Annotated in this window: 12 protein-coding genes; 11 read left to right on the top strand and 1 reads right to left on the bottom strand. The window is 43.2% G+C overall.

The genetic code is table 11. The annotated features are described in order from the left end of the window. Positions 1-4 precede the first annotated feature (4 nt). From P2W76_RS02765 to radA, 4 genes are all read left to right on the top strand, one after another. Positions 5-850 (top strand): tetratricopeptide repeat protein, encoded by an 846-nt coding sequence (locus tag P2W76_RS02765; RefSeq protein ID WP_276345954.1) that lies wholly within the window; start codon positions 5-7, stop codon positions 848-850. A gap of 26 nt (positions 851-876) precedes the next feature. Further along, on the top strand, positions 877-966 hold the full coding sequence (locus tag P2W76_RS02760) for a hypothetical protein (protein WP_008506795.1): 90 nt from the start codon (positions 877-879) through the stop codon (positions 964-966). Positions 967-1,126: 160 nt separating this feature from the next. Then, entirely contained in the window at positions 1,127-2,677 is a 1,551-nt protein-coding gene (locus tag P2W76_RS02755; protein ID WP_276345953.1) for an Rne/Rng family ribonuclease, read from the top strand. A gap of 113 nt (positions 2,678-2,790) precedes the next feature. Beyond that, on the top strand, positions 2,791-4,218 hold the full coding sequence (gene radA, locus P2W76_RS02750; RefSeq protein ID WP_276345952.1) for a DNA repair protein RadA: 1,428 nt from the start codon (positions 2,791-2,793) through the stop codon (positions 4,216-4,218). Between the two features lie 87 nt (positions 4,219-4,305). Here radA and carB read toward each other — a convergent pair whose 3' ends face one another. Further along, the gene (gene carB, locus P2W76_RS02745) at positions 4,306-7,122 is read right to left on the bottom strand and encodes a carbamoyl-phosphate synthase large subunit (protein ID WP_276345951.1); all 2,817 of its coding nucleotides are present in this window, start codon (positions 7,120-7,122) and stop codon (positions 4,306-4,308) included. Positions 7,123-7,390: 268 nt separating this feature from the next. On the opposite strand from carB, the gene P2W76_RS02740 reads away from it, so the two are divergent. From P2W76_RS02740 to P2W76_RS02710, 7 genes are all read left to right on the top strand, one after another. After that, a complete protein-coding gene (locus P2W76_RS02740; RefSeq protein ID WP_276345950.1) occupies positions 7,391-7,921 on the top strand; it encodes a hypothetical protein in 531 nt (176 codons plus the stop codon). Between the two features lie 96 nt (positions 7,922-8,017). Beyond that, positions 8,018-8,653: a nicotinamide riboside transporter PnuC gene (gene pnuC, locus P2W76_RS02735; protein WP_276345949.1), complete on the top strand. Its 636-nt coding sequence runs from the start codon at positions 8,018-8,020 to the stop codon at positions 8,651-8,653. After that, complete coding sequence (locus P2W76_RS02730) at positions 8,650-9,183, top strand: ATP-binding protein (protein ID WP_276345948.1); 534 nt, start codon at positions 8,650-8,652, stop codon at positions 9,181-9,183. The genes pnuC and P2W76_RS02730 overlap by 4 nt, the downstream gene beginning before the upstream one ends. 293 nt (positions 9,184-9,476) lie before the next feature. Then, entirely contained in the window at positions 9,477-10,040 is a 564-nt protein-coding gene (locus P2W76_RS02725) for an RNA polymerase sigma factor (RefSeq protein ID WP_276345947.1), read from the top strand. 46 nt (positions 10,041-10,086) lie between these two features. After that, positions 10,087-10,653: a hypothetical protein gene (locus P2W76_RS02720; protein ID WP_276345946.1), complete on the top strand. Its 567-nt coding sequence runs from the start codon at positions 10,087-10,089 to the stop codon at positions 10,651-10,653. After that, positions 10,634-11,866, top strand: a complete 1,233-nt coding sequence (locus P2W76_RS02715; RefSeq protein WP_276345945.1) for a hypothetical protein — start codon at positions 10,634-10,636, stop codon at positions 11,864-11,866. Before P2W76_RS02720 ends, P2W76_RS02715 begins: the two co-directional genes overlap by 20 nt. A 95-nt stretch (positions 11,867-11,961) precedes the next feature. Continuing rightward, positions 11,962-12,741 (top strand): TerC family protein, encoded by a 780-nt coding sequence (locus P2W76_RS02710; RefSeq protein WP_276345944.1) that lies wholly within the window; start codon positions 11,962-11,964, stop codon positions 12,739-12,741. Positions 12,742-12,745 lie beyond the last annotated feature (4 nt).

The following is a 12,745-nucleotide window of genomic DNA, read 5'->3' as shown; positions in this document are numbered from 1 at the left end:
CCTGATGTTAAATAGAAAGCAAATCATAGTAGTAGGTTCGACGGTTGTCCTGATGGGCCTTATGCTTTCTATGGACATTCAAGGGCTTGTTAAACCGAACGAAGGTAATGAAGCTGCAACGGCAACTCCCGCAGCGGCTCCCGTTAAGTCCTTCAGTGTCGAAGAGGTTTCTGAAGTTTCCAAACAGCAGTTAACTGCTAATCTTAAGAAACAGGTTTCTGATCTGGAGGCGGCTCTTAAGGATGCCTCCGAAACAGAAAAGATTGAATTTCAAAAGCAGTTAGCCCAGCAGTGGGACGACCTGAGTCAGCCTGCTCCAGCTGCTTTTTACTATGAGCTTATCGCTCAAAAGGAGCCAGGTTATACACCCTGGTTAAAAACGGGCGACAAGTTTACAGAAGCATATCAGCAAACCGCCGACACCCTGATGCAGCCGGCATTAGTGCAAAAGGCTATCAATGCTTATCAACAGGCAGATAAACTTCAGCCTAATACCCCTGAAGTTAAAACCGGCCTGGGTATAGCCTATGTAACGGGAACCCCAAATCCAATGCAGGGAATCCAACTACTGCTGGAGGTTGTAAAAGACGATCCGGAAAATTTGAAGGCCAACCTTAACCTGGGTTTATTCTCAATGAAGTCTGGTCAGTTTGATAAAGCTGTGGAGCGTTTTAAAACGGTAATAGCTCAGGCACCAAGCGCCGAAGCATGGTTTTATCTTGCTTCAAGTTATGAAAACATGGGAATGAAACCCGAAGCTATCGGGGCCTATTTAAAAACCAAAGAGATTGCAGCCGACCCGAATATGAGTCAGTTCGTGGATCGCAAAGTGAACGAATTAAGTAATTAAGTTAGAAAACATTAAAAAACAACATTATGCCAAGCGGTAAAAAAAGAAAGAGACATAAAATGGCTACCCACAAACGCAAAAAGCGTTTAAGAAAGAACAGACATAAGAAAAAATAGTCTGATTAATTGTCTGAGCTTAACCTCATATGATTATTTAAGACTCGACCGCAGTTAACCTCCCCGCATCAGCGCTGGAGGTTGTCTGTTTTCTGTTCGTTTTCAAATTAGTCCTTGTATTAAACAAATGCCGTGTTCACGGCATTATAAACAGTAGCTATTGGTAAAGGAATTAATTATCAATTCATCTCCTAGCGGAGTTACTATTGCTTTACTGCAGGACAAGCAACTCGTAGAATTAAATACAGAGCAGGTCAACAACAATTATGCTGTTGGCGATATATATATGGGCAAGATCAAAAAGATCATGCCCGGATTGAATGCTGCATTTGTAGATGTTGGCTATGAAAAAGATGCTTTCCTGCACTATCTTGACCTTGGACCACAAGTCCAGTCGCTGTTAAAGCTTACCAAGATTGTAAAGAATGGCAGTTATAGAGATAAACTGCTTAATAGTTTCAGACTGGAAGCCGACATTAATAAGTCGGGCAAGATTTCAGAAATATTAAACCGGAACATGTTGCTTCCGGTACAGATAGCAAAAGAGCCTATTTCAACCAAGGGTCCGCGTCTAAGCTCGGATATTTCCATAGCGGGCCGTTTTTCGGTTCTCGTTCCTTTTTCGGATGTTATTTCGATTTCGAAAAAGATAAAAAGTAATACTGAGCGAAACAGGCTTAAGAAGATCGTTGAAAGCATAAAGCCTAAAAACTTTGGCGTCATTATCCGAACCGTATCTGAAGGAAAAGGTGTTGCGGAACTCCAGAAGGATTTGCTTGACCTTATCGAAAAATGGGAGAAATTTTCAAAACGGCTTCCTCATACCGAACCGTCAAAGAAAATCCTTGGTGAGATGGGACGCACATCAACTATTCTTCGTGATATCTTAAATGCCGATTTTACTAATATACACATCCAGGATCCTGCCCTTCACGAAGAGATAAGGTCTTATGTGCATGAGATCTCTCCTGAAATGGAGAAGATCGTAAAGCACTATCGTGGTAAGGAGCCAATCTTCGAGCATTTTGGTATCGAAAAGCAGATAAAAGCTGCTTTCGGCCGGACTGTGAATCTCCCCGGCGGGGCTTACCTTGTGATCGAGCATACCGAAGCTCTCCATGTTATCGATGTAAATAGCGGCAACCGGACAGCCAATACCGAAAATCAGGATCAAAATGCCCTGATGATCAATATGGAGGCTGCTAAGGAGATCGCCCGGCAATTGCGTCTCCGGGATATGGGTGGTATAGTAGTTATCGATTTTATCGATATGCACAAACCGCAGAACCGGAAGGAGCTTTTCGATTATCTTAAGGAACAGATGCTTCTGGATCGCGCCAAGCATACTATCCTGCCCCCAAGTAAATTTGGTCTTGTCCAGCTAACACGCCAGCGTGTGAGGCCTGAAATGAATATAGTAACCAACGAGAAGTGCCCGGCCTGTGATGGGACAGGTGAGATTAAGGCAAGCATCATTTTAATGGATGATATCGAGAATAACCTGAATTACATTCTTAATGAACAGAATGAAAAGAATGTTACTCTTTGTGTGCACCCTTATATCGAAGCATATATTAAAAAAGGATTGTTTTCCCGCCAGTGGAAATGGTTCTTTAAGTACAGTAAATGGATAACCGTTAAGTCTTCACCATCGTATTACCTTACGGAGTTCCACTTCCTTAATTCTAAAGAGGAAGAAATAAAACTATAACAACCAATTGTAGACTTGAGAAATGCGCATATGAGTAATCATTGCGCATTTTTTGTTTTATCGCGTACTAATATTTTTAGTTAAATTTATACCTTTACTGAAACGTATAAGCAATGGCTAAAACCCGTACCGCCTACTTTTGCCAGAGCTGTGGCCATGAATCAGCAAAATGGTTGGGCAAGTGCCCTTCATGTGGTCAGTGGAATACCTTCGTCGAGGAAATAGTAGAAAAAGGCAATACCTCTGTTCCTGATTGGAAGAGCAATTCTTCAAGTACGCAGCGTTCTAATAAGCCGGCAGCAATTCATGACATTGTCTATTCAGAGGAGCATCGTCTCATTACCCCGGATAAGGAACTGAACCGCGTTCTTGGCGGAGGGATCGTAAACGGATCTATTGTATTGATCGGCGGCGAACCAGGTATTGGCAAATCGACTTTAATGCTCCAGGTAGCTCTCAACCTGCCCGGCCTTAAAGTACTGTATGTATCCGGAGAGGAAAGTGAGCAGCAGATCAAGATGAGGGCAGAAAGGCTCATGAATATCCCTTCAGGCGATGGCCCGAAAATTACCGGGACTGCTGATACTTACATTCTCACAGAGACCGCTACACAGAATATATTCAAGCAGATCGAGACCCTTGAACCGGATATTGTTGTTGTTGATTCCATACAAACTATGCATTCGGCGCACATTGAGTCCAGCCCGGGAAGCGTTTCACAGGTAAGGGAGTGCACGGCAGAATTGCTTCGTTTTGCGAAAGAAAGCGGTACTCCTGTTTTCCTTATCGGACATATTACCAAAGACGGTATGATTGCGGGTCCAAAGATCCTGGAGCACATGGTTGACACGGTTCTTCAGTTTGAGGGCGACAGGCATCATGTTTACCGGATCTTACGGGCAGTCAAAAACCGGTTTGGGTCTGCTTCAGAACTTGGTATATATGAAATGCTGGGCAGCGGACTTAGAGAGGTTTCGAACCCCTCAGAGATTTTGCTTTCCCAACGCGATGAGCCGCTCAGCGGTATAACGATCTCGGTCATTTTAGAGGGCCTGCGGCCGATGCTTATCGAAACCCAGGCTCTGGTAAGTATTTCAGCCTATGGCACGCCGCAGCGCTCTGCTACGGGTTTTGATACGAAGAGAATGAATATGCTGCTTGCGGTACTTGAAAAGCGATGTGGTTTTAAGCTGAGCACCCAGGATGTTTTTATGAACATAGCAGGTGGCCTCAGGGTCGAAGACCCCGCGATCGACCTTTCGGTGGTTATTGCCATCATTTCATCTCACGAGGATATGCCTGTAGATTCTAAGATATGTTTCGCAGCTGAGGTAGGATTATCCGGGGAGATAAGGGCGGTGAACCGTATAGAGCAGCGGATCGCCGAGGCGGAGAAATTAGGGTTTCAGAAAATCTTTATATCGAAATATAACCTGCCGGCAGGAAAGAAAGTATCTGATGACCCTAACTGGAAGAAATTTAAAATCGAAATACATACGGTGGCCAAGGTAGAGGAAGTGTTTAATGCACTTTTTGGGTAGATAAGGAAATACCTACCTCCAGATCAAAAATGGCCGCCAGATCTTAATCCGGCGGCCATTTTCTTGTTTTTCAGCTCTTTATTACTCCTACTTAGAGAGGTACATCGACTTCTCTTTATATAAATGTCTGAAATAAGGATCTTCAAGTGAATCTATAAACCTGATAGCCTCTCCTGTTGATTTCATTTCAGGCCCAAGCTGTTTCTCCACTTCGGGGAATTTATCAAAAGAGAAAACAGGCTCTTTAATCGCATAGCCTTTTAGTTTTCTTTCGATGTTAAAATCTTTTAATTTGTTTGCACCTAACATGATCTTGGCGGCAATATTAATGTATGGAACATCATATGCCTTTGCTATAAAAGGAACTGTTCTGGAAGCGCGTGGATTTGCCTCAATTACATAAACTTTGTTGTCCTTGACAGCAAACTGGATGTTTAATAAACCCCTGACATTTAAGGCTCTGGCAATTCTCTTGCTATATTCGGTCATGTCATTTATTACACTTTCCGGCAAGCTGAACGGTGGCAGCACAGCAAATGAATCTCCGGAATGAATTCCCGCAGGCTCGATATGTTCCATCAAGCCAATAATATGCACATCATCCCCGTCACATATCGAATCTGATTCAGTTTCTTCTGCACGATCCAGGAAATGGTCAATCAGAACACGATTTCCAGGCAGATTTCTTAACAGCTTGACTACCGCCTTTTCGAGATCCTCATCGTTTATAACGATGCTCATGCCCTGCCCGCCAAGTACATAACTTGGGCGAACTAATACCGGATAGCCTACTTTATGAGCAACCTCAAGTGCTTCCTCTGCACTTTCGGCAACACCGTACAATGGATAGGGAATATCCATCTCTTTAAGAAGATCAGAGAAGCGTCCGCGGTCTTCAGCGATATCCATATCATCATAAGATGTACCGACGATTTTAATCCCATTTTCATGAAGCTTCTGAGCCATCTTAAGCGCTGTTTGCCCGCCAAGCTGAACAATAACACCTTCAGGTTTTTCAAGCTCGATGATCTCCCTTACATGCTCCCAGAACACCGGCTCAAAATAAAGCTTATCAGCCATATTGAAATCTGTTGAGACTGTCTCCGGATTACAGTTGACCATGATAGCCTCGTAACCAGCTTCTTTTGCCGCCAGCAAACCGTGAACACATGAATAATCGAACTCTATCCCCTGCCCGATACGATTTGGACCAGATCCCAGAACAATTATTTTTTTCTTGTCGCTTACAATTGATTCATTTTCATCCTCAAATGTAGAGTAGTAATAAGGCGTCTTTGCAGGGAATTCCGCAGCACATGTATCAACCATTTTGTAGACCCGGTGAATACCTAATTCCTTGCGTCGCTTGTAAACCTCGTCTTCCGTCACATTTCCCAAAAGCCATGCAATTTGCGCATCGGCATAGCCTTTTTGTTTCAGGTTAGTAAAGAAATCTGTAGGAATATTGTTGAGGGAATAACGTTTTAATTCTGCTTCGAGGTTAACCAGTTCCAGGATCTGGGTCAGGAACCATTTATCAATATGAGTGATCTTGCGGATAGATTCTAAAGGCACTCCAAGGCTCATGGCATCCTTTACATGGAAAAGCCTGTCCCAGCTTGGGTGTTCAAGGCTGTGCATGATCTCTTCCAGGTTGCGGTTTTGTCTTCCGTCAGCTCCAAGTCCGAGACGGTTTGTCTCTAAACTCTGACAAGCTTTTTGAAGAGCTTCGATGAACGTACGCCCGATTGCCATTACCTCGCCCACGGATTTCATCTGAAGTCCGAGTTCGGTGTTAGCGCCTTTAAATTTATCAAAGTTCCATCTTGGGACTTTAACTATGACGTAATCCAGCGTCGGCTCGAAATAAGCCGAGGTGGTTTTGGTGATCTGATTCTCTATTTCATCCAGATTGTATCCAACGGCAAGCTTAGCTGCGATCTTAGCGATCGGGTAGCCTGTCGCCTTCGAAGCAAGGGCTGATGAACGCGAAACTCTTGGGTTTATCTCAATGGCAATGATATCTTCTGTAGTAGGATCAACCGAAAACTGAACGTTACAACCACCAGCGAAATTTCCGATAGCACGCATCATCTTGATCGCCTGGTTTCTCATCTCCTGGTAACATCTGTCGCTAAGGGTCATAGCTGGCGCTACAGTTATAGAGTCGCCTGTGTGAATTCCCATAGGATCGAAGTTTTCGATCGAACAAATAATGATCACATTATCGTTCCCATCGCGAAGTAATTCCAGCTCATATTCTTTCCACCCAAGAACGGCTTTTTCAACAAGTACTTCATGGGTTGGCGAGGCCTGCAATCCACGGCTTAACGCCTGGTCAAAGTCCTCTTTTTTATGAACAAAGCCACCGCCTGATCCTCCCAGGGTGTAGGATGGACGGATAACCAACGGATAACCTATATCCTGTGCGGCCTCTTTTCCTTCCAGAAACGAATTGGCAATTTTAGACTTCGCAACACCTACTCCAATCTCGACCATCAGTTTCCTGAACTCTTCGCGATTTTCAGTTTTCTCTATTGCGGCAGTATCTACACCAACAATGCGCACATTATACTTTTCCCAGATTCCTCTTTCTTCAGCCTCTATACATAAGTTCAGGGCTGTCTGTCCGCCCATTGTCGGGAGCACGGCATCAATCTTCTGCTCATTCAGGATCTGTTCAATACTTTCGCAAGTCAATGGTAAAAGGTATACATGATCAGCAATAACCTTATCTGTCATAATAGTGGCAGGGTTAGAGTTGATAATGGAAACCTTAATTCCTTCGTCTTTTAATGAAAGCGCAGCTTGTGAACCGGCATAATCGAATTCGCAGGCCTGGCCAATGATAATTGGACCTGAACCGATGATTAGAACTGAGCGGATGGAGGTATCTAATGGCATAGTACGTGTTTGGATTCTTGAAAAGACTCTACAAAACGAGATTGCTATGCTGTGGAAACAAAAAATCCCGGCTGTTTTGTCGGGATGCAAAGTTAGATATTTTTAGCGGATTTATTGGGAGAATAAGGAAAAAATCACACAGTTGCCAGCAAGTTAGTCAGAAATTCAGTTATGCAATGGTCCTGAAGCAGCGCGAATGTTTAAAAAATGAATATACTGTGAGTATTGGAACGTATTTTGCACCGCAGACCTAAATCAAATAAACGAAATGAAAAAGCCATTAGTATTACTTTTTGTCATAGCAGTTATTATGACAGGATGCGCAGCAGTACAGTCAATTGTTCGTTCATCATTTCCTTACACAGCTACTTTAATTGTCCCGGCCGCCAGCCAGGTCAATACTACTCTATCTGCTACCAGTCAGGCGAGTAGCTTCGACCAGATCTTCACCGGACAAGGTTCAAATACTGATGCGATAAAGGATGTGCGAATTGCTTCGGCAAGGCTCGATGCAACCAGTCCGTCCGGTCAAAATATGGGAGCATTCAAATCGATCCGCATATACGTCTCAAGAGGTGACAGCGCGTCAGAAGTTCTGGTAGCTTCACGGGATGATATTGGAACCGCGGTAGGCAACAGTATTATGCTGGATATTGATAATTCAAGATTGCTGGACGACTATATAAAGAGCTCGACAGTTAGAGTAAGGATGGAATACGTACTAAGAAGTTCATTGACTTCGGATGTCAGTTTAAAAGCCAGCCTAGGCTTTAGTGTGGCTCCCAATACGGCAAGGTAGTTGTTTCGCTTCGCTCGCAATGACGTTCTCCTTTTTTCACAGTGACAATTGTTATTATGTCATTGCGAGCGAAGCGAAGCAACGTATATTTGATCGATGATCCTCCTTACTCTCTCAGATTCCGTAGCTGATTGGCTTAAAAACCAGAACATTCTTGAAACCTTCGGGGTCATCACCGGGATTTTGTGTGTTTATCTTGCAGCGAAAAACAAGATCCTGAACTGGCCTTTCGCTATAGTCAGCGTAATCATCTACATTTTTATTTTTTGGGATGCGAGGCTGTATGCAGATATGGGGTTGCAGGTTTATTTTCTTATCATGAATCTGTATGGCTGGTATTTCTGGAGCCGGAAGGATTTAGAATTAAAAGTTCCGGTTTCGACGATAACGCTAAAGGAAATAATATTATCGGTTATTGGCATTGCTGTTTTTACAGCCGGCCTCGGCACTTTTCTATATAAAGGCACAGACGCGTCGTTTCCTTTTGTAGACAGCTTTTGTACGGCCTGCAGCCTCGTAGCACAGATCTTCCTTGCGCGCAAGGTCATAGAGAACTGGCTGATTTGGATCTTTGTAGATATAATTTACGTGGGCGTGTATGTAGCCAAAGATCTTCATTTAACTGCAGGTATGTATGCATTATATATTTACATTGCCGCTATGGGATATGTTGAATGGCGTCGTGAGTTCCGTTCCCAAGGCCCGAAAAACTCTGTTAAGGCTGCCGGATGAACCAGGACCGTTCAATATTCAAAATAGCGGTCGTAGGTCCCGAGTCTACGGGGAAATCCACTATTTCCGCCCAGCTTGCAGCTCATTATCATACGGTCTGGGTTCCGGAGTTTGCCCGTGAATATTGTGCGGCTCTTACTGAACCATGTACCTGGCAAGACGAAATAAATATGTTTCGCGGGCAGCTGGAGCTTGAGAGGAGCCTGCTTCCCAAAGCAAATAAGATCCTTATCTGCGATACAACGTTCATCACCGTAAAGATCTGGAGCGACCAGATGTTCGGGAAGTCGCCCCAGGAAGTTTTAGATGAGCTTCCAAAACACCCTTATGACTTGTATCTCCTGATGGATATCGACCTGCCCTGGCAGGATGATCCTCTCCGGGATTTTCCCCATCTCCGGGAGTATTTTATGGAAGTTTGGCATAAGGAATTGAAAACCCTGGATGCCAAATATTATTTGATTTCCGGAACGGATAAGGAGAGGCTGAGCAACGCGATTAAAAGGATTGATGGTTTTCTTGGTAGTTAATGCACGACCTTTTTCCTTGCACAGCGTCTAGTCCGTTCATCCATTTCTTATTGCAGAAGTATTTTATCTGGTATATTTAAGTATAATAACACCTTTAGTACACGAAGCACCGGTCTAAGGAAATCTTTTCAGCGAATTTGGCTGAAAAAAGCCCCTATTTGATCTGGAAATGAACTTTATATATGCTAAAAACACCAATTAACGCAAAATAAGCCTATCTGCACAATATTTCTCACACCTCATGCAACGCCGGGAAAATCTCTGCGTCTCTTGAATAAGAAACACGTAAAAATTTGGAAGCTGTTTACGTAGATCAGCATTATGACCTTGTCGTCGAATGCAGAAACGGTAGTAGAAAGGCGCATAACGACCTGTACAAGCTCTATTCAAGAGCTATGTATAACATAGCTATGCGTATAGTTAACAACCAGGACGAGGCGGCAGATGTATTACAGGAAGCATTTATTGATGCTTTCGGAAGAATTGGAGACTTCAGGCAGGAGACAACCTTTGGGCTGTGGATGAAGCAGATAGTGATCAATAAATCGATCAGCCAGCTTCGTAAACGTAAGATAGAACTGATATCAATTGATGACACGGATGTGGAGGCAATCCCGGATACGGAAATGTCTGACAATGAAGAAATGGAATTGCAGGTGCGGCAGGTACGAACGGCCATCCAACAGCTTCCGGATGGTTACCGGGTAGTACTGACGCTGTACCTGTTAGAGGGTTACGATCATGAAGAGATCTCGCATATTTTGCGGATCAGTGAGAATACCTCCAGGACACAGTTTATGAGAGCGAGAAGGAAACTTGCCGAAATATTGAGGAACAAAGGAATAGGTTATAATTAATAAATAAAAATATGCCTCTTGGGGAAGGGGCAGGGAGAGATTAAAGATGAATGATAGATTAGAAAATTTTGTCAGGGATAATAGGAAGGAGTTTGATCAGTTTGATCCGCCTCCTGCTTTATGGGATAAAATAGAGAAGCAGTTGGATGAGAAGCGCTTAAGTGGTTCCCCTGTCAGGAAAACGGAAAAGGTAGTACGATTGAGCTTTTTGCTGAAAATAGCGGCTACTGTTGTTGTTGTGGTGGCTGTGGCTCTCGGGGGATATCAGTACAACAAAAAGGAGGTGATGGACTTGAGTAACATTGACCCTCAGTTAGCCAGGCAGCAGGTCCACTACGCTACCTTAATTGAAATTAAGCGAAGCGAGCTGAAGCAGATAGAAAAAGAAGAACCTCAGTTATTTAATGAGTTCTCTGCGGAAATCCGCAAAATGGACGCTAATTATCAGAAATTAAAGAGTGATCTGCCAGCCAGTCCTAACCAGGAGGAAACAGTAAGGGCCATGATCCAGAACTTGCAGATACAAACAGAATTGTTAAATCAGCAGCTCAATGTTATTCAACAAATTAATAAGGTTAAAAAAGAACAAAAAGATGATACACAACAGATTTAAGAAGCTTGCTCTCGTAGCTCTTAGTCTTCTTTTAGCGCAGGTGGCAGTGGGGCAGTCCGACGTTAAGGAACATAAGCATAATACCATCAGGATCGATACCCGGAATATTTCGAAAGAAATCTCAAATGTCTTCAGAACAGTTGCTTTCGAAATAAATAAGATCGATTTCGAAAGAGTAGGCGATGCTGTTGCCTCTGTTGCAGATCAGATCGGCAGCGAAGTTGGAGATATTGAAGTAATAGTTGAAGGTCAGGATGAGCCGGATCCGGAGCCTAGGGAGCTTGTGGGGACTGCGGAGAAAAGCAGGATCATCAGCAAAACTTATTCGGTGAATAAAAGCGATAAGCTTGCGATCAATAACCAATATGGCAAAGTTGAAGTTCACGTCTGGAATAAGAACGAAATAAAAGTTGATGTTGAGGTAAAAGCTTTTGAAGCCACTGATAATGGTGCTCAGGAGCTGCTCGATAAAGTAAAGATCACCGATCTTCGTCAGAATGATCTCATCAGTTTTAAAACAACGATCGAAAAGAGCACGATGAATATCTGGACCCGTATCAGAAATGGAAAAGAGGAAAGACGCGGTGTGCAGATAAATTATGTGATCTATATGCCGGCTAAAAATGCATTGGACATACATAATCGTCATGGTAGTACAACCGTTCCCGATTTTTCAGGTCCTGTAAATATTAGTAGTTCCTACGGTTCCTTTAAATCCGGAAGATTGGATAATCCGGCTAACCAGGTAAAAATAAGCTATGGTTCAGCTACCATGGAGGAATACGCGAATGGAAACCTTAATGTGTCATACAGTGGCCTGAAGCTATCGCGTGCTGAAAAGATAAATGCGACTATAAAATATAGCAATGCTAAAATTGCCACGCTTAGCAATGGGGGGAACTTCGAATTAGCTTATGCCAGCGGCTTTAAAATCGATGATGTAGATAAAAATGTCAAGAGCTTGAACATTAATTCGTCTTACTCAGGGGTTACTCTCGGGATAGACGAAAACGCTGATTTTAACTTTGATGTTACTGTAAGCTATGCCGGATTCAACTATAATAATCAAAAGATGAACCTCGTAAATCAGATGACAGACGCCAGCAAGACAAAGTCATGGAACCCAACGAAGAATTATAAGGGAAGCATGGGCAAAGGGTCAGATTCAAAGATTACCATCAAGTCAAATTACGGCGGGGTGAAATTTCTTTAATACTGCTTTAAATGTTTTAAAACCTTCCGGAACTTCCGGGAGGTTTTTTTGTTTATAGTAACCGCAATTAATTACTTTTGCAGAAACACTGAACTATGGAATGGCTTTCGAATCCTGAGATCTGGATCTCCCTTGTTACCCTGACAGTACTTGAGATAGTGCTGGGAATAGATAATATCATATTTATTTCGATCATGGCTTCGAAGCTTCCGGCAAATCAGCAGAAGAAAGCCAGGCAGGTTGGACTTGCTCTGGCGATGATCACCAGGGTGCTGCTGTTGCTGTCGCTCACCTGGATTATGCGTCTAACTTCTCCATTATTCAATATGGCAGACTGGGTTGGTTTAAGTTCAGGAGAATGGTACGAAAAACTGGCCATTTCCGGGCGCGACCTGATACTCATTATTGGCGGACTCTTTCTTATTTACAAAAGCACACGTGAAATACATGAAAAACTGGAGGGCGACGAGCATGCGGTGCAGGCTAAGACAGTTGTTACATTTAGCGGCGTAATATTTCAGATCCTGCTTCTCGACATAGTATTCTCATTAGATTCTGTAATCACCGCCGTTGGTATGGCCGACCACATTTGGGTGATGATAGCAGCCGTGATAATTGCTGTAATAGTTATGATGGTGTCTGCCGGAGGGATCAGCAATTTCGTTAATAAGCATCCTACCGTGAAGATGCTGGCTTTGTCTTTTCTTCTATTGATCGGAGTATCCCTTTTAGCGGAAGGTTTAGATCAGCATATACCGAAAGGATATATCTATTTTGCCATGGCATTCTCTGTACTGGTTGAAATGTTGAACCTCAAGATGAAAACAGGTAGCGCTAAGCCGGTTAAGCTTAAAAACGTACCTGAGGAGAAATAGTGCC

Source organism: Daejeonella sp. JGW-45 (genome assembly GCF_029360805.1).
Lineage (GTDB): Bacteria > Bacteroidota > Bacteroidia > Sphingobacteriales > Sphingobacteriaceae > Daejeonella.
Note: the sequence above shows the minus strand (reverse complement) of the source record. Positions and strands in the feature narration are given on the sequence as shown.

Excerpts from the sequence above, each read along its gene's own strand:
- P2W76_RS02760 (WP_008506795.1), top strand. The coding sequence starts at position 877 with ATGCCAAGCGGTAAAAAAAGAAAGAGACATAAAATGGCTACCCACAAA.
- P2W76_RS02740 (WP_276345950.1), top strand. The coding sequence starts at position 7,391 with ATGAAAAAGCCATTAGTATTACTTTTTGTCATAGCAGTTATTATGACA.
- P2W76_RS02720 (WP_276345946.1), top strand. The coding sequence starts at position 10,087 with ATGAATGATAGATTAGAAAATTTTGTCAGGGATAATAGGAAGGAGTTT.
- P2W76_RS02710 (WP_276345944.1), top strand. The coding sequence starts at position 11,962 with ATGGAATGGCTTTCGAATCCTGAGATCTGGATCTCCCTTGTTACCCTG.
- carB (WP_276345951.1), bottom strand. The coding sequence starts at position 7,122 with ATGCCATTAGATACCTCCATCCGCTCAGTTCTAATCATCGGTTCAGGT.
- radA (WP_276345952.1), top strand. The coding sequence starts at position 2,791 with ATGGCTAAAACCCGTACCGCCTACTTTTGCCAGAGCTGTGGCCATGAA.
- P2W76_RS02765 (WP_276345954.1), top strand. The coding sequence starts at position 5 with ATGTTAAATAGAAAGCAAATCATAGTAGTAGGTTCGACGGTTGTCCTG.
- P2W76_RS02715 (WP_276345945.1), top strand. The coding sequence starts at position 10,634 with ATGATACACAACAGATTTAAGAAGCTTGCTCTCGTAGCTCTTAGTCTT.
- P2W76_RS02730 (WP_276345948.1), top strand. The coding sequence starts at position 8,650 with ATGAACCAGGACCGTTCAATATTCAAAATAGCGGTCGTAGGTCCCGAG.
- pnuC (WP_276345949.1), top strand. The coding sequence starts at position 8,018 with ATGATCCTCCTTACTCTCTCAGATTCCGTAGCTGATTGGCTTAAAAAC.